This window comes from Ignavibacteriota bacterium (genome assembly GCA_019637995.1).
In the GTDB taxonomy this organism is placed as follows: domain Bacteria; phylum Bacteroidota; class Ignavibacteria; order Kapaibacteriales; family UBA2268; genus JANJTB01.
Map to the genome: position 1 here is coordinate 232,394 of JAHBUQ010000004.1, position 21,905 is coordinate 254,298.

Genomic DNA, 21,905 nt, shown 5'->3' on the forward strand with positions numbered 1-21,905 from the left:
CTTAAATCCACAAAATATTTGTGAATAAGCAAATAAATATCAGGAATCGTAAATGAGTTTTTTCCAAGAGTCAGTTAAAAAGAAATATGTAAATGAATTGAATAAGGAACTGTTAGATGATAAATTCAGACAGTTTCAAAGCTATTTTAACAATCCGGAAATTCAGGAAAATATCAGAAAAGCTAAAGAAGAGCAGTTTCAGGAAGGTTTTCTGCGGGAATTATTTGTAAATATTTTTGATTATACATTAAATCCCCATCCGAACTATAACTTAACTACTGAACTGAAAAATATTGCCAACAGCAAAAAGGTTGATGGTGCTATTCTGAAAGGTGATGATGCCGTTGCTGTGATTGAACTGAAAGGAACTGACACCAGCGACCTTGACAAAGTGGAAGCTCAGGCATTTGGTTACAAAAGCCATAATCCAAAGTGTAATTATGTCATTATTTCTAATTTTGAGAAGCTAAGATTTTATATTAGCAATGCGGTTGAGCATATCAGCTTTAACCTTTTCAGATTGACAAGAGAGCAGTTTGCAGTGATGTGGCTTTGTCTGGCAAAAGATAATTTGCTGAATGACATTCCATTAAAGATGAAAGAATCATCTTTAATGCAGGAAGAAAATATCACTAAGAAACTATATGCCGATTATTCAAAATTCCGGAATGCAATTTTTTCAAATCTTGTAATCAAGAATCCGGAAATTGACAAACTTTTGCTATTCAAAAAGACACAAAAGCTTCTTGACCGCTTCCTGTTCATATTTTTTGCAGAAGACAGATTATTAATCCCACCAAATTCAATCCGTGAAATTATCAATCAGTGGGAAACTCTGCGTGATGTTCTTGATGAATATATGCCTCTTTATGACAGATTCAAGAAGTTTTTCAATTACCTGAATACCGGCTACAAAGGAAAGAATTATGAAGTATTTGCATATAACGGCGGGCTTTTTGAACCTGATGAAATTCTCGACAATATAACAATTGATGACAATATTCTTTATGAGCATACTTTAAAGCTCACTCAATACGATTTTGACACCGAAGTTGATGTTAATATTCTTGGGCATATTTTTGAGCATTCTTTAAGTGAAATTGAAAATGTGCAGGCAGAAATCAGAGGTGAAAAAGTTGAAACTCAGAAATCAAAACGCAAAAAAGATGGGATTTTTTACACGCCCAAATACATTACAAAATATATAGTTGAGAATACTGTTGGTAAACTTTGTTTGGAGAAAAGAGAAGAAATTGGTATCATAGATGAGGAATATGCAAAGGGTAGAAAAAACCGTAAAAGAGAAACAATTCTCGAACTCGATAAGAAGGTCACTGATTACCGGAACTGGCTTTTGAATATAACCATACTCGACCCTGCGTGTGGCTCCGGTGCATTTCTGAATCAGGCACTTGATTTTTTAATTTACGAACATCAGAAAATAGATAATCTTCGAGCTGCATTATTTGAAGAGGGATTAGTTTTTGCAGATATAACCAACGACATTCTTGAAAATAATATTTATGGCGTTGATATAAATGAAGAATCCGTCGAAATCGCCAAGCTATCATTATGGCTTCGTACCGCACAGGTAGGAAGAAAGCTGAACTCATTAAGCAAAAATATAAAGTGTGGTAATTCATTAATTGATGACCCCGCAGTTGCCGGAGATAAAGCATTCAACTGGGAAAAGGAATTTCCTGTGCAGATGAGTGCCGGAGGTTTCGATGTAGTTATTGGCAATCCACCGTATGTTCGGGCTGATACAGATGATGCAGAATTTATTAAGCAAAGGGAATGGTTGACTAATAATTATGAAACTCTTTATGAAAAATGGGATTTGATGACTGCATTTTTTGAAAAGAGTTTGAAATTATTGAAAGATAATGGAAGTTTTGGTTTCATTGCTTCAAATTCAATTACTACATCTAAATTTGCTTTTAGATTACAGGATTGGATTATTAATAATTTCAAAATCAGAAGTATTGATTATTATGATGATTTTGTAGTTTTCCAAAATGTCGGAGTTGTTCCAATTACAATTATTGTTGATAAAGATTATTCTAACAAAAATGGAATCATAGAAAAGTTTTATCGGAAATCTGAATTTGAAAATTATCAAATTAAGAAAATTGACTTATCAAAACTTGAAAGTCATAATATTGAAGAATTGCGTTCTCAAATCTTTAAAAAGGAATTTTCTAAATCATTAATAAATGTAAAAAATGAATTGCTTGGTAATATTTGTTATATTAGTGTTGGTATGGTAATTAATGCTGATGAAATAAAGTCAAAAGGTGAATTTAGTAAAGATGATTTAATATCTGAGTTTCAAGATGAAATTCATTCAAGAATGTATGTTGAAGGAAAAAATATTAAAAGATACAAAATTGATGAATATAAATTTCTTGAATGGAATACAGATAGAGTACCTAATAAACTTAGACGCCCTACATTTCCAGAATTGTATCAGGGTGATAAAATATTAAGAGGTAGAGTAACAGAAGGTTTATTTGATAACACAGGTATTATTTGTAATGATTCAATTGTAGTATTTAAAAAATATCTCGATTTAGAGGGTATAAATAATTTAAGTATAAATAATTCAATAACAAAAAATGGAAATAGAAAGCGAAATGAACTTGAAGAAATTTCAAAACAATATGATTTGAAATATCTATTAGCAATAATAAATTCTAAATTCGCTTTAAAATATTTGAATAATATTAGAAAGCACCGTTTGGAAAATTATTTCTATCCTGATGATTTCAGAAAATTACCTATCCCAAACATCTCTCCTGAAGCACAACTCCCATTCATAGAGCTTGCCGATATTATGCTTGAGAAAAATAAGGAACTGAAAGAAAAAGAAAATAAATTCCTTGAATTGCTCAAAGCCGAATTTAATATTCAAAAACTTAGCACCAAGATTGAAAACTGGTCGAAACATACCTGGTCAGATTTTGAGCAAGAACTCAAGAAAGCCAAAATAACTTTATCCGGCGAGAAAAAAGAAGACTGGTTTGAGCGTTTCAACCGCTACAAATCACAAACAGATGAACTAAAATCCATAATTGACATGACAGACCGGAAAATTGACCAGCTCGTCTATCAGCTTTACGAACTGACAGAAGAAGAAATTAATATTGTGGAAGGGGAGTAGGGTGATATAGCCAATTCTGAAAAATTAAAGTTAGTCGGGTTGATTAATTAAATTGCAATATTCTTTTAGTGTTTTAGTTAAACCGATTGACTCTTTAATATTTAGCTCTGTGCCTCTATTTATTTTTTGACGAATAGTATTAGAGTTCAGCCCTGATTTTTTAGTCAGGGCTTCTATATTTACAATTTCACTTATTCTTTTTAATATTTCTATAGTAATCATATAACAAAAATAATATAATTTTTTGAGAATATAAATAATAATATTACTTTTGTAATATTATTATTACATTTGTAATATTATTATTACACCAATTAAATTATCATTTTATGAATAACATTAAATTTATAGCTAAACACATCAATTATGATAGCGATAAAATTGTAGATTGTGATGCCGTCTGTGCTTTCACAGGTGAAAAAATCACTAAAGGTATTAAGAAAAAAGTTGCTCTTTCGGGTAACTTTACAGATTTTGAATATCTGAAGTTTGAAAGTGATTACATCTCCGTAGATGCTTTTAAATGTCTTGGCGAAATGATACAAACAGAAAAAAAACTTAATTCATTACGTAATTTTTCATATTTTGTATCAGAAACAGAGTTGAAAATCTTAAAAAAAGACGAAATATGGGATATAATTATTAATACCCCTAATGCACCTTTCATTTTAGCTTACACATTCAGCTCTAAAAAACATACAACTTTTAAGAGCAAAATCACTACTGACAAGAATAAAATACAAATTATAACTGACACTTACGGAAATGTTGAAATAGATAAAATTCTGTTAAAAGATGTTATTGGAATAGTACAAAATTGGTACTCCGGGACGGCTGATATGCCTGCTATTGCAACATTTTTTACTAAAGATGAAATTTTGACGGGAAGTGATAATTTCAAAAAAATTACAACCTACGGTATTGAAAAATTTAGTCAAGAAGATAAAATATTAGCGAAATTCAGGAATACTCCGCAATTGTTTTTGTTAACAAGACTGGTGAACAAATGCGTATTAAAATAGATTTTGAAACATCAGGGGTGATGGATGTCCCTTACAGGCAATTCGAGAACCTGCAGGGGCTTGTTATGTCGTTATTATCGAAATATGATAATATAAATTGGCTACATAACGAAGGCACAAGGGAAAAAAGGGTTTATAAACCGCTCTGTTATTCACATTTTATTGGAAATCGTAAAGCTCTAAAGCACAATTGGAGATATTTTGGCAATTTCAGTTTGTACATTTCATCCCCTATGCCGGCTATAATATTTTCAATCGAGAAATTATTGAAAGAAAGGTCATATTTCAGATTTTGCAATAAAACAATAGTATCTATTAATTATGAAATTATTGATACAGAGAATGTAAAATCACATACATTTTCCACGCTTTCACCTATTGTTTGTTCAACGCCGATTACACTTACATCAGGTAAAATCTATCAAAAATTTTTAGATGCTTTTGATATAGATTTTAGCAGAATTTTGCAAGATAATTTAAAAAATAAAGCAAAAGCATTTTACAATTTAGAACTTAACGGTAAATTTGAGATAATTCCTGAGTTCGACAAATCGGAAGTGATCAGTAAATTTCATCTTTATAATTATAAAAATTCAGTCATTAAAGCGATGTCTGGGCGTTATAAAATTAACGCTGATTCTAATTACTTATATGTAGCAAATAATTGCGGGCTTGGGAGTCGTAACGCTCTTGGGTTCGGTTTAATCAATATAATAGGAGATAATTCTAATGCAGAAAATTAATTATACTTTCAAAGCTCTGAGCCCGCTTTATACCGGTGCCGGCTCTGTTTTAGGTATCAAATCAGAACTTCGTAAACAGAAAGTGAAAATTCAGAATAGCGAAGTTATCAACTCAAAATTTGCAAGTGAAAAAGACCGGCAACTTGCAATGACTGATATACTAAGTATTCTTTACACTCAAATCAGTCCTGATTACAGACTGAAAAGGCAACAGGATATTTGGAAAGAATTTAAGTCAGCTCTTATTAGCAGTTGCGGGTCAAAGTCTATATCAAGTTTCTTGACGAGATACGCTGAACGATTCGGTATAGGGCATTATGATATAATATTATCAAAATATCTCGATTTGTTTTCCGACGCCGAATTTTTGCAATATTTACCTGAAAATGCAGATTATTTGATTATGCAAATGAGGATTACACGGGAAGATAAAAATAGTAATTATAAACGGATTAAAGAGATTGATAAGCAATGCAAATCTTTAGTCGAGCTCTTAGACAAAGAAAGTAACAATATGTTTTTTGACGATACAGAAGCAAAACAACAATTAAACGAACTTTGGGCAGAACAAAAGCAACTCGAATTAAGCAAATCAGGGTTTGTTTTTGACATAGAAAATTATAAACAATCCGAGAGTAGTTTAACTTTTAAAAAAGATTTTGAGAATGTCCCCGTTTTTTCTGGCAATTCAATTGCAGGCATAATGCGGAGACTGACGATGGCTGATTATTTGAACAAATTAGAAGTTGATAGTCTGTTCGATTTTACTTATCATACACTTTTTACGGGTGGTACTTTAACTGAAAAGGTATCAGAAGAATTTGTAATCAAATTAGCAGAATTTCAGGAAAATATTCAGGAAAAACTTAGGTTAACTTTACAAAAGAAATCAGAAATAGAAGGTAGCAACGAAGAAATTGTGCCTGAAAAAATCGAGAAACTTGCTTATTACTGCCCACCTTTACGGCTATTCGGTTCTGCAACAAAGGGTGGTATGATTGAATCAGAAATGATTGTCAGTAATGCACGATTGAAGTGTGCGGAGAATGGAAATGGTGATTCAACTCTATACAGTCTTATTCAGGATATATTTTATACCCGGAAAGATTCTGAAAAAACAGAGCGGAATTTTGAGGTATTAGACACTTCAGAAGAAACACATCAGATGAAATATATTATGGAAACGTTGATTGAGGGTTCTGAATTTGAGCACGATTTTGTGTTGAGAAGTCAAAATCAGTATATTTATGATTGTTTCCACGCAACATTAAAATTATTTACAGAATACCATAGAATTGGTGGAAAATCGGCACGCGGACTTGGCAATATTGATTTAACAGACTTAAATGAACAAATAGACTACGACGCAGTAGTACGATATTATGCACACCTTGAAACTAATAAAAATGAAATCAGGGAGTTTTTAGGTGTTTGATAATCGTATAAAACAAATATTTGATACAATTAATAAATCTTTTGAAACAATAAATAAACCCTATTTATCAATAAGCTGGGGTAAAGATTCGATATTATTGCTCTATTTTGTAAGGCAAGTAAACCCTAAAGTGAAATGTGTTTATTTAAATTCAGGATATGCCCTACCAGACACTTACGAAGTAAGGGATAGATTGCTACAAGAGTGGGATATGAATTATAGCGAGATAAAATCAGATTATTTCGCTATAAAGGACTTTAAACCACCAGACCAAAGGACTAAACAAGAACAAAAAAAATATGTTGATATATTAAAAAAAATTCCTTTTGATAAATTTGCTAAAGAAAATGGATATGACGGGAATTTCTGGGGTATCAGGGCTTGTGAATCTATTGGTCGTAAACATTTAATAAAAACGAATGGTTTATTGTTCAAAAGTTCAAATGGATTATATCGTAGCTCCCCAATCGGATGGGTAACAAACGAGGAATTGTGGTATTTTTATGATAAATTTAATATACCAATGAATCTAATTTATACAAAGACTAAATTTATCAATAAAGACCAAATAAGAAATACTGGATGGCTAAGCACTGATGGAGAAGATAGAGGGCGTATAATATGGTTGCGTCATTATTACCCGCAACAATATAAAAAATTAATAACTATGTACCCATACTTAAGAGGAATAACATGAGATACCAAATAACCTTTAAAATGAAGTCGCCGATTATCGTTTATGAACCGATAATGTTTGACAGTTTATTGTTGTATGCTTATATTAAAGATAAATTAGGTTACGTACCGCAGTTACTGGAAATTGATGACGGAAGTGATGTTGAGTTACCTGAAACTCTTTTAAATAAGCACGAAAGCGGGGTTTATTTATCGTCAATTATGCAGTCTGACGACGAACCTTTACTTGATTTAAGCAACTTTACTAAGCATTTTCATAAAAGAAATATTGATTTAGTTGAGAATAAAAAGTTGAAAATTCTAACAAGCAAAGGGCAGTATAAGAGCTATAATTTACCTTATGAAACTAAGAATTACGAATCAGTATATTTCGTTATTGATACTGAAAATATTAATGAAGTAATAGAATTATTGAGTAAACACATTTATAGTTTAGGTAAAAAACGTAATCGTGGGTATGGATTAATTGACAATATCTCTTATGAAATGACGGATAAAGCAATATTACGTCCTGCCCCTGACGATAACGGTGATTTGTATTTGCCGATAAAACCACCTTATTGGCGGATAAATGCTTTAATTACTCAAAAATTGGTAGAAATATAAGGGGCTAAGACGCCCCTTTTTTCCTAAGCGGATAGATGTATTTAAGTTCTCAATTCTAATATAGTTCGATTAAGATTTAATGATTATAGTGAAAATTAGATTACAAAGTAAACAATAAGTCTCTTTTCATTTAATTATTCCTTCTTTATTTAACAAACTTAATTAATCCGTTCTCAGTTCTTACGAAGTACACACCTTTGGGCAGGACCGAGACATATGTTAATTGAAAATATCATTCCTCATTTTTTCATAATCGTAATTAGCTCTTATCCAACAATTACAACCAATATGATGAGGTAAAATTGGAATATGTTTAACAGGATATTCTCTTTCCCCCTCTGATTCGCAACACGGACAATTGTTATTATTTGAGGAATTGAACAAGTTAAATGATTTAACATTATTCAAATCTTGAATAGAATTAAAATGATTAACACAAGTATTGAATGTATTTATTACTAATTCAGCTTCTTCTTTATGATATTGCCAAGTCATAGAAATAACAGATAAATCAATATCAGAATATTTTTCCGGTAGAGGTTTGATTTTAAACAACTCTCTAAAGGAAACAAACCTATTTATTCTTTCCATAGCTTTGTTATTATTGAGAATAAAGTCAACAGCTTGAGCTTTCCTTTTATACTCCTTGTCGGTGTTCTGTGCGATGCTATTTAGTTGTTTCAGTGTTAGATTGATTAGAATTTCTTCCAATGGAATATCTTCACCTTTTATCGCTAATCCATTACTAACTAAATTCTCGAAACTGGTTCTATAATCTGTACCTGATTCAGCAACAAAAATCTTGTCCATTTTATCACAATTCCAAAGATAGAAATCAATTGTTTCAAATCCATAATCTTCAATTAAATCATCATCTAATGTGATATCATTTGGTTCATAATTAAAGAGAATGTCAAGATTACAATCTGGTCTGATGTGTAGTTGTTGAACTGCTCTCATCTTGAATTCTTTAAAAAGGTCATCTCTGTCTCTTTCCCCTAATAATTCCCATTCTCTGGAAAGCATAACTTCCTTTTCTATATTCTCTAGATATAATGCTTTATATTTTCTTTTATAATCTTCTATTTCCTTAATTTTTATATTTTTGGCAGCAAAAAGATGTATTAATTTTCTTCTTTTTTCTCCGAAATAAATTGACTTATTTTCAAGAATTTCTTTTACTGATAAAGCAATGTTTTTTTCAGGGTGTAAAACAGTAATTGAAAATGAAGCACCACTATTTACAACCCAACCGTTTATTGAATCCCCAGTTAATTCTCCAAATGTATTATCGTTAATTATTTCAAAATTACTATTAGTTGTAGTTCTGATTGTTATTTCTATTGATTCTTTTAGAGCCTCTTTAATCTGACTTGTTAATACATCCTCTTTAACAGTATCATCATTAGAAATATTGGAAATATTTTCATTTGCTTTTATATTAACCGGATTCACTTTCTTGTTACTCTTTTTTATAAGTTTAATTATGCCGTATATTATTAGTGCTGGCATTCCAAATAAAAGTAGAATTCCTATTACGATATCCATAAATCACCTGTAAATTAATTTAAAAAATCTTAATATTAAAACCAAACATTAAATCAAAAATAGTACTTTTGAAATCATAAGTATAAATTGAGCTGGATATAGTTATACCAACTAAATCAGATTTTGGATAATCTATTCCGAGTGACAATCTACCGGATAAATCATCAGAGTCATAAGAAATAACTTTACCTAATCCAAGAGCGATATATATTCCGGATTGCTCAAAAAGATAATTCTTAACTGATATAAGCAAACACTCTACATTCATATTCAGATTGTCAGATTTACCAACCGGAATACTACGGAGTAGCAGTGAATTATGGAAATAATCTATGGAAATATTTAATATACTATCTATTAAAACTGTTTCAATATTTGCAGATAAAGCTTGACCGGAAATGTCTGCAGAACTTTCTTGGAAGTTGTTAAGAAGTCCAATATTCCCGCCAATGTAAACCTGAGAACTCAAGTTTATAGCGATAAAAAATATAGCGAGTGTGGACAGCAAATATTTCATCAGACATCTTTTATTACTTTCCAAACAATACCAACAATAATACAGGTATCTTCTTCATATACCCTTATTGGTTCGTAGTCCTGATTAATTGATGTCAGATGTAAGCAAACAGCCCCCGGGTCAAATAACTTGACCATTAAGTTATCATTAAGCACAACGGCAACTATATCACCTTTCTTTGGCTTAATTTTGCTTGTATTAACAATCAACATATCACCATCTTCAATCAATGGAGACATTGAATCACCTTTTACAGTGATTATATTATGAACTTTTTCATCTATTCCCGGTATAGCGGGCAACTCAATATACTCAATTCCATCATTTATGTTGTAGCCGTTACCACCGGTAAAGGATGAAACAAACTTTTGAATATCTATTGTTCCGACTTTGTAAATACTTTTAATGTTTGTGCTAATAGCTCCTCTTGCCATATAAATCCTTATTTATATCAATTCATCAACTAATGAATCATTTAGCTTATTTAGATATTCTTTTAATATCTCTCTTGCTTTTATTTTCTCTTCTTTTGAAAGCTCATTTATTATAGGTAATCGAACTGTTCCGGAAACTTCTGTAAAGTCTGCATTGCTTTGAACCTGCTCTTTATTATTTTCACGAAGCATCTCACCTTCTCCGGTGAGATACCAATTGTAATTAAGATTAGCTTTCGATAAAAGCGGTAATATTTTCGAGGAATAAGTGCTTTTCTTTCCTGGTCCTAAATATTTATCAGAACCACTCAAAGCAATACCTATTTTCTTGGCAAAATGGTCATAAGACCAGCCCATTTTAGATAAAAATATTTCCAATCTTTCAGATGGTTGCATATCCCTAAAAATAAATATTAAAAAAATATAAAAAATATCAAAATCTCGAAAATTTTATTTGCACATCTCGAAAACTTTCCTTATTTTTGTATTAAGATTTTAAACATATTAAAAATATTTAAAATCTTTTATAATGTTCTTTTAAAACCGGTCAGCATAATTGAGAAGATGACAGACCGGATATTTAGAAACAAATTGTTACTGTTATGGAAAAATTCTTTACAATCGAAGTATCCGGCAAATTCCCGGTGAAACTTGACGCTAAAACGGCTGTCGCTGTAAGCAGTCAGTTAAACATTATTATTGATAATCTGAAAAAAATTCAGAAAGTCTGTAACATTAATTTTAAAACACCGGATGCTGATAACATCGAATTTCAGGACTATCTCCAAATAATTAATTGAAATTGAAATTATTTTACTACACAAATATATGTATAGTTATGTTAATATCCAAAAAAAATATTGAAAAAAATCTACAAAAGCCAAGAATGGTTTTAGAACTTGCAAAAGTTCATCGAAAAAGATTAAATCTTTTGATGAAAAGAACAAATACTGCTTCCCAAACCAGACTAATATCTGCTTTAATTGATGCTGCATATGAAGAATATTTCCCAAATAATTCAGGAGAAGAATATGAATAATTCCCAAATAGTCGAAAGACTGACTGAAATTAAAGAGCAAATTCTCGAATTGCTCGAAGAAGCCAAAGACATTCTGCCTAAAGGTATGACTAAAGAACGTGCCAAGAGTTATTGGTATGTTCATATCCAAACAGCAATACTCAATGAGCACGAATATTTAGGTGGCTCGATGGTAACTATGGATGATACAATTTTTGAACTAAGTTCTGGAGAAAATCATGAATAATTCAAGGTGTCGCAGTTGCGGTCAGGCTATTAAGTTTCTGAAAACACATAAAGGGCATTTGATGCCGGTAGATTCAGAAAGCGTTGGAGACAATGATGTTTCATTTGATAAGGATATTCACAAATCACATTTTGCGACTTGTCCGAATGCAAATAAGCACAGAAAAAGTCACAAATCAAAATTATCAGTATCAATAGGAGCATAATCATGCAAAACGAAATCGAAACAACATATACAACCAAAGCCGGAAAAGTATTAGCCGAGCAGTTGGTTGGACATATCTACCGGGCAGAAGTTCCGGAGAACTGGGACGAGTGTATTCACTCAATCGCAGTTGAATTAAGCAGACGTGCCGAAGCAGAAAATCCCTTTCCGGTAGGAAGTATCATCATCGGAGAACTTGCAAAGCATTGTGATAACTATATGAGAAATAACAGAGTTTTTGTAACAATAAATGAGGTTAATTAGTAATGGAATTGCAAACCAAAAAAAAGAAAAAAGGTAGTACAGTTAAATACTTGTCAGTGCCAAGAAATCCCCAGATTGAAAAGCTGGTGAAGACTTATGCTGAGCAGGAAGACCGCACTATACCTAATGCTTTATTGCAGCTTGTTAAAGCAGGTTTAAGTCATGTTGGACTTTTAAACTGAGAATGACATGAAAAACAATAAACAAATTGCATTAGAAAAATTCGACATCTTTATTGAGTGGATAAGTAAAGATTTACTTAATGAAAGGCAAATAGAGATGATTGAAGATTGCCGTAGAAGTTTGGAATCAGACTTTGACAGTGAAATAACTTATTTAGACAATTGCCAAAGATTATCAGAAATGCTATAATGGATTACCGTAGATTTAATATTGCCGAACTTTCAAGAGAAACCAAGACCGGAAGAACCACTCTTCACGAATGGATTCGTAATGGCTGGCTTGAGCATGTGCAAATCGTTGGAAGCAGAAAGAAATACTCTATAGATGGATTTCTGAAAGCTGAAAAGATTGCTCTGACAGAAGCTACAAGACAAGAAGCTATTGAAATGGCAGGTCATATTAAAAATACTTCAAAAAATGATTACAGCAGTTTCACCGGTAACCGCAAAGTAAGAACAATTCCGGATGAATGGTTTGATAATCTTGATACCATAATTGCTCTGGAAGACCAAAAAAAAACTCTTGCCGCAAAGAGTACGAAAAATCACGGCAAGAGAATTACAAATAATTTTTCACAAAAATAAGGATTTATCCTATGAATACCAAAGAAAAAAGAGAATTGTATTCTCTGTTTGAACAAAAAGCAGCATCAATAGTAGTGCTGTTAAATTCTCATGACACAGGAATAAATGTGTCTGATGAAAGTCTGAAGTCCGCCGGATATGCGGAATTCATTGAAGAAGTACAGGTTGAGTACTTGAGGACATGGAAAAACAAGTTGGAGAAACTAATATCCATGGAAGAGAAAGATTTCGGAAATCTAATTAAAAGTTGGAACACTATCAATGGGGTAAGAAATGCTTAAAACAATCAATCCGGAAGGTAAAAGCTTATGGTTTTCAGAAGAAAGTGACTGGAATAATCACGAAGGTCATCTGATATGTATATGGGCAGGACTTATAATTAAGCAGGAAGAATATTCAGACTTCATAAATTTTGTTAAAGACGAAATTGGAGCTGAAGTAGAAATTATTGGAGAGTTTAAGCAAGGGGATTTAAACAGCTTAGTTTTCCTTGTAAAAAATTGTATCCCAAAATTTGCAACATGGAGATTTAATTTCTCGGATATGAGGTATTGGTATGACCACTTTGGGAGCTTTAATGGTGGTAAAGAAGTAGAAGATAATGAACTAATGCCAATAATTGAGAAGTTAGGTTTGAGAGTTGATACAAAGCCATATTTCGAGGTTATGGAAGATCAACTAACAGAGGAAGAAGAACTATGTTAGACAGATTAAAATTAAAGATAGATTTAGCGGAGCAAGGGTTCGGCACACTCCTGGAAAAAGTTAAACATTTGAAATTAAGTCGAACCCCCGCTTTTAAACCGGTAGCTTTGCCGATAAGACCCCATTTATATTGGTATATTTTCAGGAATGAAAAACGATTTATTGAACTTGGAATAATTGGTATGGCTACATTAGCATTCATCATTTTATTAATCAAGAATTGGAGATAAAATCATGCAGAAAGAAGAATTGCTTAATATACTAAAAGAGAAATTGACAAAATTTGAAACAGATATTAAGTATAACGACTTAAAACAAAATCTGTTAAATATCCGCATTAATGCAATTGTTAATATCACTCCGGAATTAGCAGGCGGTTTGCTTTTTAATAATGATACCAACAGGTCATTGAATCAAAGAAGAGTTAGTTATTACGCTAAGCAAATTAAAGAAAGGAAGTGGCAACTAACCGGCGATACAATCAAATTTGCCGACGATTTTACTTTACTTGACGGTCAGCACAGATTGCAGGCAATAATATTATCCGGCATACCAACAGAAATGGAAATTGCTTTTGGTATTAACAGAGATACTTTTGATGTGATTGATACAGGTAAAACAAGAAGTGCCGCTGATGTTCTTTCAATATTGAAAGTGAAAAATTCTACTAAAATGGCGATTATACTTCGCACTGTTATTGCATATCAAAGAGGAATTCTGTTTTCAAATCCGGAAAATAATAATCCGGCAACTGATAGAAATATAATTACCAATAAGGATATTGAGCAGGCATATTATGACCATCCGAATTTACATAATTTTATCGGAGCGGTAAACAGAAATCTTGGTTATGATACTACTTATTCATTTATTTACTATATCCTGACAAGTAAATATGGAAAAAAAGCTGCTGAATTTGTTGAGTATCTCAATACCGGAGAGCTTTATAGAGATGGGCAGTATTACAGAAATGATATGATGACAAAATTAAGGGAATACTTGGTTTATAAAAATAACAGCCGTAACAAAAAAGCCAATACCATTAGCACGCGAGAATTAATCGGTATATGCTTTAAGTATTTTTATTATTACAGAATTGACAGGAATGTAAAAACCATTAAATACTCTTTATCAGAAGGAATCCAGATGTTATGATTAAGAAAATCAACATTAACGATTTGGTTAAAGACAGAAGATTTCAGAACCGTGAGAAGCTGGATTACGAAACGGTTGAAGAATATGCTGAATTAATGCGTCAGGGAGTAAAATTCCCACCTCTGACTGTTGTTTTTGATTCTACAAATTATTATATAACAGACGGTTATCATCGTTATTTTGCTCATATCAAAGCGTTAATTTCTGAAGTCGAATGTGAGATAATCGAAGGCACAGAGCGGGACGCTATTCTTCTTGCATGTTCAGCTAACTCAGTTCATGGACTAAAACGCACTAATGCAGACAAAAGGAAAGCGGTTTTGACTTTGCTTAATGATGATGAGTGGAAAGAATATTCAGATGGTAAAATAGCAGAGATTTGTCATTTATCTCAGGCTTATGTAAGTGCAGTCAGAAGGGAATTAACAATTGATACTCAAAACGTTTTGAGTATGGAATCCGAACCCAGAACATTCATACATCATAAGACCGGTAAACCAGCTCAAATGAATGTAACGAATATCGGCAAGAAACGAGCAGAGCCGAAAGAAGAAGGCGAAGATGAAGATTTCAATGACTATGTTTCAAAAAACGATTACAGCAAAGCAGAAACAAGCTCAAATCAAAATTGGAACGGCGGACATGCTGAAGAAACTTTGCAAACGGATTTTACAGAACGTGAAAAAGACAAAGACCTAGAAGATTTAAAAAACGATTTGCTTAACTTGCTCAATGCTTACAAGTCTGTATCACCAAGATGTGAGCAGATAGTTAAAGTTTTAAGAACATTTATTTTAAGACAGAGGTAAATCATGAAAAAGAATATCAAAATAGCTTTCATGGGATTTAACTGGGGAGATTTGACAAATGATAAGATGGTAGGTTCTCCGGATGAAGTTATTAATTATGTCAATACTAACAGACTGAAAGTTGATAATGAGAATTCTTTCAAATACAAAGAAAGATTCTGGTATAATCAACCAATTCCGGAACTTGAATATCTCAATAACTACAATCTCAATAATCTTTACAAAGATGGTCCCGAGAATGTATGTAATATTCTCTCAGATAATGGAGTTAAGGTCAGCAAAGATATAGTAAAAGTGCTTTCACAAATTTATCAGGATATTCAAAAACTTCATGATAAAATGTTAAATGCTTCATTAACCGAATTCTTAGCAGACATAATCAAAAATGTTCAAGAGAAACCGGATAATATGGAAAGCTTGCTGAAGAACTATTTTTACGATGTAAATTTAATTTCCGAAGCAGCGAGCAGTATTGATATATCATATAGTAATCAGAATATCATCAGTGATATTGTTTATGAAAAGAAGCACATCTTAAAATCAATTAACATCGCTGTCAAAGAATTGATTTCTACTGTACAGGAACTTTATCCTGATTACGAAACAAATCATGATTATCACTATGAATATTACGAAAACTGTCTCAGTTGTGAATTAGAACAAGTCGCAACTGATGAAGAATTAAGGAGTTTGAATTACGATTATGAAAAAATGTGTGTATAAAAAAATCCCCTGCTAAATAAAACACAGGGGATTGAATAAATCATGCGAAATCGAAAGTTCAAAAGTAAGAAATATTAATTAATTGCACAAATATAATTATCAACAGGAGTTTTTAAAATGGGTTTTAAAATTGAAAAGGGCGAAAAAATTAAAATTTCCGGTATAGTAGCCCTATTATACGGAGAACCGGGAGCAGGAAAAACATCTACGGCTTTATCATCATCAAAGCCAATTCTGTTTGACTTCGACGGCGGAGTTCAAAGATGTGAGTTCAGAACAGGTAAAGACATCGTAAGAATTAGTAAATGGACTGAAATAACAAGCTCTTTTGCTAAATTTGACGAAATGCTTGCCGATTATGATACTATAGTCATTGACACGGTTGACAACTGTCTTAAATATATCCGTATTTATATTGAAGACAGTGATTACAAAATGAAGACTAATAAGCTTCAGATGTACGGCAGAATGAAAGATGAGTTCGAATTATTCTTAAACAGAATCAAGAATATGAATAAGAATGTGGTTCTCATAGCTCATTCTACAACCGAAGAGCAGAATGGAGTTCAACGAACCATACCAAAGATAACAGGAGGTTCACGTGATATAGTAGCCAGCACATCTGATTATATCGGTTATATGAGAATGATTAATAACCAAAGAACTGTAAATTTTAATCCTACGGACTTAAACGAAGGTAAAGTAACCGGAAAATTCGGTATAATTAAATTACCGGATTTCAGGGAAGAATCGGAGCATGGCAGTAATTTCTTTGCAGGTATATTTGAGCAGATGAGAAAAGCAATGCAACTAAGTGCTGATAATCAGGCACAGGCTGTACAAGATATTAAGATATTTGCAGACAGGATACTTAAATCCAATAATGCTGACAGTTTACATGAACTAATGAATGAAATGTCCCAAATCAAAAATGGTGTCAAAAAGCAGTTGTGGGAAAGAATGAAAGTAAGAGCCGGTGAGCTTAATCTTGAATTCGACCCTGAAAAGAAGAAATTCTTTAAACCGGCTCCGGTTGCGGCAGTAGAATTACTTGAACCGGTTAGTTCTTCAGACGATGACTTCAATTTCGAGTAAGGTGTAAAAATGTTAAGAATATCAGTAACAACAATTGATGCATTCAGGAAATTCATATCAGAAGGTATTTCAGATACATTAGTAACTGAATATCTTGAATCACCTGAAGTAGAATTAATGTCAATTGAGCAATATCAGGAAAGTAAATTTATTCAAAGGTTAACAGGTGAGTTTGTCCCTACTCCTTCTATGGAGAAGGGGACGGCTTTCCATAACATAATTGAAAATCCTGAGAAATGTTATAATCCGGAAAGAAACTTATATATCTCTCGTGGCTACGAATATGACTATTCTATGATAAAAGAAAGGGTGTTACCACTTTTTAATCATGAATATCCATTTGAAGTGAAGACTACTAAGATTTATAAGCTACCACACGGAGAAGAAGTCGAAGTAGTTGGTATGGCTGACCAATTAGTTGGTAATATGACAATTGACATCAAAACGACTTGGGGAACATTTCAGTATGAATATTACTCAAAATCGTACCAATGGAGATATTATCTTGATATGTTTGAATCGGATATTTTCCGGTACATGGTATTTCAATTATATGACAGTAGTAAAATTGGAATTATTCTGAAAGGAGTTCACGACTTTTATTTCAGCCCTTATACCGGAATGCACATAGACATAATGAACCTTCTTGAGAATTTTGTAGCTTATATAAAATTAAGAAAACTTCAACAATATTTTAAACCAAAAGGATTAAATCATGCGAATCAATCAAATTAAACTGCTTAATGTTTTAGGCATAAAGCAACTTGAATTTAATGCCGGACAATTTACCGAAATTAGCGGTAAAAATGGTCAGGGTAAAACTTCTGTCATCGAGGCAGTTAAAGCAGCACTCAAAGGTGGAAATGATGCCACGCTTCTCCATAATGGAGCTAAAGAGGGTGAAATAGTGCTATGCTTTGATAATGGCATAGAGCTTATAAAACGCATCAAAAACGGCAAGTCAGATTTAACAGTCAAAAATAATGGCGTAAAGCTGGACAAACCTCAAAGTTTTATTGATAATCTATATGATATTCTAAGTGTAAATCCGGTAGAGTTTATACTTTCCGATAAGAAGAAAAGAACTTCTGCACTGCTCGAAGTACTTCCGGTAAAAATAGGAACTGAAAAATTGCTCGATATTCTCATGGACAAAACAGAATATTTAGTTAGTGATACTTCAAATAATGCTTTTGATGTTCTGGCTGCACAGCATAAAGTAATTTATGACAGCAGAACTGTTAATAACAGAATTATCAAAGAAAAGCAATCTGCGGTAAAGCAATTGCAAGATTCAATTTCGGATATTGACTGTGACCCGCGGGCAATTGAAAGTGAACTACAGTCAGCTCAGGAACAAAAACAAAATATGGAGCAGAAAAAATTAGGGTATTTGCAAAAGATTAACAACGATGCTAATGAAAAACTTGAAAAATTACGACAGGAATATGAGCAAAGACAGAAGGAAATTTATTCTGAAAAAGAAAATTTAACTGAAAAACTTAACAATGATTTTTCAGAAAAATATCAACCTTTGAATGATAAAATCAGTCGTTTACAGGAGCAAATGAAAAGTGCCGGTTCTGCTATGAAAACTAAAGAATTGATAAATCAATATTCTTCTGAAATATCTGCAGCAGAAAAGGCAACTGAATATTTGAATCATGTACTGAAATCAATCGAATCATTGAAAGAAGAACTTTTGAATAATTTGCCAATCAAGGGTTTGGAAATCAGGGAAGGAGAAATCTATTTTGACGGAGTAGCTTTTGACAGGGTTAATACTGCTAAGCAAATTGAGATTGCTTTTGAAGTGGCAAAACTAAGAGCCGGAGAACTTGGAATTATCTGTATAGACGGTTTCGAGAAATTTGATGACATTACATATCAGTTATTTGTTGAAACGGCAATTAATTCCGGACTGCAAATAATCGGTACAAAAGTAACGAACGATGAACTAACTATTTCAACTAACTAATTAATTATGATAACGGCACGGTGGCTCGAAATGGTAAGGCAGATAATTGGGTTCAATCCAGTGATGACTCTTTGCAGGTTCGAATCCTGTCCGTGCCGGTTTTTATTGGAGAAAAATTATGAATAGAGTTATTAAATTCAGAGCTTGGAATGAAGATTCTAAAACTATGCTTAATCCTGTTGACTTATCCGGTCCAATCTCAACTTATGAGTGGCTTGGCAAAAAAGATGTGGCTCTTATGCAATATACCGGTCTTAAAGATAAGAACGGAGATGATATTTATGAAGGTGATATAGTGATAATAAGTTATGACGAGATTTACACTCTTATCCCGCAAGATTTTATCGGAGCAGTTGAATATATGAAAGATGGCTATTGTGTACATAACAGAAATGAAAGTTTAGCATTCCCATTGTATCACGAATTTTCAGAATGGGAAATTATCGGCAATATTTATGAAAATCCTGAACTATTGGAGAATTAAAATGCAATTTACAAAAATTAAATATGACGGAACTCAGGTAGAGCTTCATATAAAATCAAATACTCAGATTCAAGATGATAAAGAAATTCGTGAGTTCACATCAAAAGATTTGCCTCTTCCGAGCTTTAAGCAATGTTTTGATGATTTGAAACCTTATGTAGAAGAAATCCTTAGTTTGCCGGAAGGATATATGGCGGATTCTTCCATCACATCGGTATCTATTAGCCATAAAGAATCCGGAGAAAGTGTAATCATTACCTGCACAAAGAAACTTGACGACATTGGGCGTGCTTTCAATTTTAATACTCCGCTATTACCAATGCAATCTGAAACAGATGGACCAGCTTTACCGGAAGGTTGTGATAATGTTATAGAGAAATTGATATTTGAAGCTAAGAGTTTTTATGAAGGTCTCCGGCAGGAAGAACCAAATCTTTTCAATAAGGGGGCATAATGGACACCCAATTGATAGAAACTGAAATTTTTGTAGTCGAATATTCAGTTAAGCAGAATGCTATTCATGTGCAACCACTATTTGACAGATTGAAAGAAAATTTCAAGCTTGCTATAGACCATATTTCAATGGATTATCAACCTATTGCAGTAGCATCAAGTCACGAATCCGCTACTAAAATAGCTGAACAATTCAGAACAATTTTAAATTATCGGAGAAACTGAAATGAATGAGTATGAGATATTTAGTCTTATTTCTGAAGTTCTTGGATTTAAAACAGACCAGATTAAATCACGAAGCAGAAAATATGATTTGGTTGATGCCAGGCATATTACAGTATATCTTCTTCGTAATTACACAGGATTAACTCTGGTGGAAATCGGTAATATGATTAAAAGGCATCATACTACTGTTGTCAACAGCATAAAGAAAGCCAAAGATTACAGAAAATATAATACTAAATTTAAGCATAAATTTCAGCGGGCTCAAAAGGCGATTGAAAACCACTATATAGACAGGAGAATGATAATATGAAATTAAGGTCAGTAAATACAGATTTTTGGGAAGATGATTATATCTCCGATTTAAGTCCTTTGCAAAGATATTTTTATTTGTATCTGATAACTAATCCGAAATGTAATTTGATAGGGATGTATGAAATATCAATTACAAGAATGTCATATGACACCGGTTTTTCAAAAGATGAAGTAAGAATTCATTTAGAAAGATTTGAAGAAGACGGAAAATTGGTATTTGAAAATGGATATATACTGCTAAGAAATTTTCTTAAAAATCAAAGTTTATTTGGTAAGATGTTAATAGCAGTGAAAAATCTTCTTAGTGCATTGCCGGAAAAAATTCGTAGTACGGAATTTTTTGAATTGATAATTGAAGATTTGATTGTAAATGAAATCCTTTCAAATGAATGTAAATCATTTATAATCAACAACAAAGCAAATCATATCTTGCCGAATGACATTCAAACCGATTTGAATACTATTCAAATCAATTCAAATGGAATTGAATCATATTCAAATGATGATAAATGCAATTCAAATGATATTCAAACTGATTCAAATGGCATTCAAACGACACAATTAAGAAGTATGAAGTATGAAGATAGAAGTAAGAAGATAGAAGAAGGAAGAGAAGAAGAGAAAGAAAAAGAAAAAATCAAGAAAAAAGAAAAAGAAATTCCGGCTATCGCCGGTGCTTCTCCACCCAAAAATTATATTGATAATCTTCTTGAAGTCTTTTGTGCGGAGTATGAAAAATCCAGAGGTTTCCCATTTGAGTTAATAGATTCCGGTAAGGAGAAGCGATACATCGGTAAAATAGCAAATATCTTCAAGCAGAAATTTCCTGAAATGCCAACAGATATTGCCAAAGGAGAAATAACTAATTTCTTCAAGGATTGTCTGAAAATACCGGATAAATGGCATTATGAGAGCATGTCGCCAACTCATATAGCCACACAGTATAATCAAATTATTTCAATTATTAACCGGAGTAAAAATGGAAAACAAAATGGAACAAGCGGATTCAACCGCGATGAAATGCGAAAATTTGTCAAAGAAATTGCAGAAACAGGAAATTGAGTTTAGAGCATTTATGGCAGTGTTATTTCCTGAGCAGAATTTGCTTGATGAAGACAGTAAATACTTGCCGAGGCTTGAATATGCTTATAGCCTAATATCAAAATATCAGATGTCTGAAAGAGATTTCAAGGAATTTCTGACATGCATAGGCAGGAAGCACAAAAGAAACAACTGGATGCCGTCTGAAATCCTGAATTATTATCATTTGTCGGTTGGCGATATTTCTATGGTGGTGTGATA

The 21,905-nt window shown here is 32.4% G+C and carries 34 protein-coding genes; 29 read left to right on the plus strand and 5 right to left on the minus strand.

The genetic code is table 11. The features are described 5' to 3' along the window. Positions 1–52 precede the first annotated feature (52 nt). Positions 53–3,163: an N-6 DNA methylase gene (locus KF896_15300; protein ID MBX3045077.1), complete on the plus strand. Its 3,111-nt coding sequence runs from the start codon at positions 53–55 to the stop codon at positions 3,161–3,163. Between the two features lie 30 nt (positions 3,164–3,193). On the opposite strand, the gene KF896_15305 is transcribed toward KF896_15300, so the two are convergent. Next, positions 3,194–3,385 (minus strand): hypothetical protein, encoded by a 192-nt coding sequence (locus KF896_15305; GenBank protein MBX3045078.1) that lies wholly within the window; start codon positions 3,383–3,385, stop codon positions 3,194–3,196. A 107-nt stretch (positions 3,386–3,492) separates the two neighbouring features. Here KF896_15305 and KF896_15310 point away from each other — a divergent pair, with 107 nt between their 5' ends. The 5 genes from KF896_15310 to KF896_15330 are packed head-to-tail and all read left to right on the plus strand — an operon-like array spanning position 3,493 to position 7,665. After that, entirely contained in the window at positions 3,493–4,185 is a 693-nt protein-coding gene (locus KF896_15310) for a hypothetical protein (protein ID MBX3045079.1), read from the plus strand. Further along, a complete protein-coding gene (gene cas6, locus KF896_15315) occupies positions 4,170–4,928 on the plus strand; it encodes a CRISPR-associated endoribonuclease Cas6 (GenBank protein MBX3045080.1) in 759 nt (252 codons plus the stop codon). Before KF896_15310 ends, cas6 begins: the two co-directional genes overlap by 16 nt. Further along, positions 4,915–6,363, plus strand: a complete 1,449-nt coding sequence (locus tag KF896_15320; protein MBX3045081.1) for a hypothetical protein — start codon at positions 4,915–4,917, stop codon at positions 6,361–6,363. The genes cas6 and KF896_15320 overlap by 14 nt, the downstream gene beginning before the upstream one ends. After that, on the plus strand, positions 6,356–7,060 hold the full coding sequence (locus KF896_15325; GenBank protein MBX3045082.1) for a phosphoadenosine phosphosulfate reductase family protein: 705 nt from the start codon (positions 6,356–6,358) through the stop codon (positions 7,058–7,060). Before KF896_15320 ends, KF896_15325 begins: the two co-directional genes overlap by 8 nt. Next, positions 7,057–7,665, plus strand: coding sequence for a hypothetical protein (locus KF896_15330; GenBank protein MBX3045083.1), 609 nt, complete (start codon positions 7,057–7,059; stop codon positions 7,663–7,665). Before KF896_15325 ends, KF896_15330 begins: the two co-directional genes overlap by 4 nt. A gap of 219 nt (positions 7,666–7,884) precedes the next feature. Here KF896_15330 and KF896_15335 read toward each other — a convergent pair whose 3' ends face one another. The 4 genes from KF896_15335 to KF896_15350 are packed head-to-tail and all read right to left on the minus strand — an operon-like array spanning position 7,885 to position 10,560. After that, entirely contained in the window at positions 7,885–9,213 is a 1,329-nt protein-coding gene (locus tag KF896_15335; GenBank protein ID MBX3045084.1) for a hypothetical protein, read from the minus strand. A 19-nt stretch (positions 9,214–9,232) separates the two neighbouring features. Then, entirely contained in the window at positions 9,233–9,730 is a 498-nt protein-coding gene (locus KF896_15340) for a hypothetical protein (GenBank protein MBX3045085.1), read from the minus strand. After that, positions 9,730–10,164 carry a helix-turn-helix transcriptional regulator gene (locus KF896_15345; protein MBX3045086.1) on the minus strand — a complete coding sequence of 145 codons (435 nt, stop codon included), beginning with the start codon at positions 10,162–10,164 and terminating at the stop codon, positions 9,730–9,732. The genes KF896_15340 and KF896_15345 overlap by 1 nt, the downstream gene beginning before the upstream one ends. A 12-nt stretch (positions 10,165–10,176) precedes the next feature. Further along, complete coding sequence (locus tag KF896_15350) at positions 10,177–10,560, minus strand: hypothetical protein (GenBank protein MBX3045087.1); 384 nt, start codon at positions 10,558–10,560, stop codon at positions 10,177–10,179. A 206-nt stretch (positions 10,561–10,766) separates the two neighbouring features. On the opposite strand from KF896_15350, the gene KF896_15355 reads away from it, so the two are divergent. From KF896_15355 to KF896_15465, 23 genes are all read left to right on the plus strand, one after another. After that, entirely contained in the window at positions 10,767–10,964 is a 198-nt protein-coding gene (locus tag KF896_15355; protein ID MBX3045088.1) for a hypothetical protein, read from the plus strand. Positions 10,965–11,002: 38 nt separating this feature from the next. Then, the gene (locus tag KF896_15360) at positions 11,003–11,203 is read left to right on the plus strand and encodes a hypothetical protein (protein MBX3045089.1); all 201 of its coding nucleotides are present in this window, start codon (positions 11,003–11,005) and stop codon (positions 11,201–11,203) included. Then, on the plus strand, positions 11,196–11,429 hold the full coding sequence (locus KF896_15365; protein ID MBX3045090.1) for a hypothetical protein: 234 nt from the start codon (positions 11,196–11,198) through the stop codon (positions 11,427–11,429). The genes KF896_15360 and KF896_15365 overlap by 8 nt, the downstream gene beginning before the upstream one ends. Next, positions 11,422–11,634 carry a hypothetical protein gene (locus KF896_15370; protein MBX3045091.1) on the plus strand — a complete coding sequence of 71 codons (213 nt, stop codon included), beginning with the start codon at positions 11,422–11,424 and terminating at the stop codon, positions 11,632–11,634. Before KF896_15365 ends, KF896_15370 begins: the two co-directional genes overlap by 8 nt. 2 nt (positions 11,635–11,636) lie before the next feature. Next, complete coding sequence (locus KF896_15375) at positions 11,637–11,897, plus strand: hypothetical protein (GenBank protein MBX3045092.1); 261 nt, start codon at positions 11,637–11,639, stop codon at positions 11,895–11,897. Positions 11,898–11,899: 2 nt separating this feature from the next. Continuing rightward, positions 11,900–12,079, plus strand: a complete 180-nt coding sequence (locus KF896_15380) for a hypothetical protein (protein MBX3045093.1) — start codon at positions 11,900–11,902, stop codon at positions 12,077–12,079. Between the two features lie 7 nt (positions 12,080–12,086). After that, complete coding sequence (locus KF896_15385; protein ID MBX3045094.1) at positions 12,087–12,269, plus strand: hypothetical protein; 183 nt, start codon at positions 12,087–12,089, stop codon at positions 12,267–12,269. Beyond that, on the plus strand, positions 12,269–12,664 hold the full coding sequence (locus KF896_15390) for a hypothetical protein (GenBank protein ID MBX3045095.1): 396 nt from the start codon (positions 12,269–12,271) through the stop codon (positions 12,662–12,664). Before KF896_15385 ends, KF896_15390 begins: the two co-directional genes overlap by 1 nt. Positions 12,665–12,675: 11 nt before the next feature. Next, positions 12,676–12,945 carry a hypothetical protein gene (locus KF896_15395; GenBank protein MBX3045096.1) on the plus strand — a complete coding sequence of 90 codons (270 nt, stop codon included), beginning with the start codon at positions 12,676–12,678 and terminating at the stop codon, positions 12,943–12,945. Continuing rightward, positions 12,938–13,369, plus strand: coding sequence for a hypothetical protein (locus KF896_15400; GenBank protein ID MBX3045097.1), 432 nt, complete (start codon positions 12,938–12,940; stop codon positions 13,367–13,369). The genes KF896_15395 and KF896_15400 overlap by 8 nt, the downstream gene beginning before the upstream one ends. Further along, entirely contained in the window at positions 13,363–13,599 is a 237-nt protein-coding gene (locus KF896_15405) for a hypothetical protein (GenBank protein MBX3045098.1), read from the plus strand. Before KF896_15400 ends, KF896_15405 begins: the two co-directional genes overlap by 7 nt. A 4-nt stretch (positions 13,600–13,603) precedes the next feature. Next, positions 13,604–14,524 (plus strand): hypothetical protein, encoded by a 921-nt coding sequence (locus KF896_15410; GenBank protein ID MBX3045099.1) that lies wholly within the window; start codon positions 13,604–13,606, stop codon positions 14,522–14,524. Then, positions 14,521–15,333 carry a ParB-like nuclease domain-containing protein gene (locus KF896_15415; protein MBX3045100.1) on the plus strand — a complete coding sequence of 271 codons (813 nt, stop codon included), beginning with the start codon at positions 14,521–14,523 and terminating at the stop codon, positions 15,331–15,333. The genes KF896_15410 and KF896_15415 overlap by 4 nt, the downstream gene beginning before the upstream one ends. Before the next feature lie 3 nt (positions 15,334–15,336). Then, positions 15,337–16,056 carry a hypothetical protein gene (locus tag KF896_15420; protein MBX3045101.1) on the plus strand — a complete coding sequence of 240 codons (720 nt, stop codon included), beginning with the start codon at positions 15,337–15,339 and terminating at the stop codon, positions 16,054–16,056. A 117-nt stretch (positions 16,057–16,173) separates the two neighbouring features. Next, positions 16,174–17,151, plus strand: coding sequence for an ATP-binding protein (locus KF896_15425; GenBank protein MBX3045102.1), 978 nt, complete (start codon positions 16,174–16,176; stop codon positions 17,149–17,151). 9 nt (positions 17,152–17,160) lie between these two features. Beyond that, the gene (locus KF896_15430) at positions 17,161–17,886 is read left to right on the plus strand and encodes a hypothetical protein (GenBank protein MBX3045103.1); all 726 of its coding nucleotides are present in this window, start codon (positions 17,161–17,163) and stop codon (positions 17,884–17,886) included. Continuing rightward, the gene (locus tag KF896_15435) at positions 17,867–19,129 is read left to right on the plus strand and encodes an AAA family ATPase (protein ID MBX3045104.1); all 1,263 of its coding nucleotides are present in this window, start codon (positions 17,867–17,869) and stop codon (positions 19,127–19,129) included. Before KF896_15430 ends, KF896_15435 begins: the two co-directional genes overlap by 20 nt. Positions 19,130–19,247: 118 nt before the next feature. Further along, a complete protein-coding gene (locus KF896_15440) occupies positions 19,248–19,613 on the plus strand; it encodes a hypothetical protein (GenBank protein MBX3045105.1) in 366 nt (121 codons plus the stop codon). A gap of 1 nt (position 19,614) precedes the next feature. Continuing rightward, complete coding sequence (locus KF896_15445) at positions 19,615–20,067, plus strand: hypothetical protein (GenBank protein ID MBX3045106.1); 453 nt, start codon at positions 19,615–19,617, stop codon at positions 20,065–20,067. Beyond that, positions 20,067–20,291: a hypothetical protein gene (locus KF896_15450; GenBank protein MBX3045107.1), complete on the plus strand. Its 225-nt coding sequence runs from the start codon at positions 20,067–20,069 to the stop codon at positions 20,289–20,291. Before KF896_15445 ends, KF896_15450 begins: the two co-directional genes overlap by 1 nt. A gap of 1 nt (position 20,292) precedes the next feature. Beyond that, complete coding sequence (locus KF896_15455; GenBank protein MBX3045108.1) at positions 20,293–20,601, plus strand: hypothetical protein; 309 nt, start codon at positions 20,293–20,295, stop codon at positions 20,599–20,601. After that, on the plus strand, positions 20,598–21,665 hold the full coding sequence (locus tag KF896_15460) for a hypothetical protein (protein ID MBX3045109.1): 1,068 nt from the start codon (positions 20,598–20,600) through the stop codon (positions 21,663–21,665). The genes KF896_15455 and KF896_15460 overlap by 4 nt, the downstream gene beginning before the upstream one ends. 13 nt (positions 21,666–21,678) lie before the next feature. Further along, positions 21,679–21,903 (plus strand): hypothetical protein, encoded by a 225-nt coding sequence (locus KF896_15465; protein MBX3045110.1) that lies wholly within the window; start codon positions 21,679–21,681, stop codon positions 21,901–21,903. Positions 21,904–21,905: the final 2 nt, after the last annotated feature.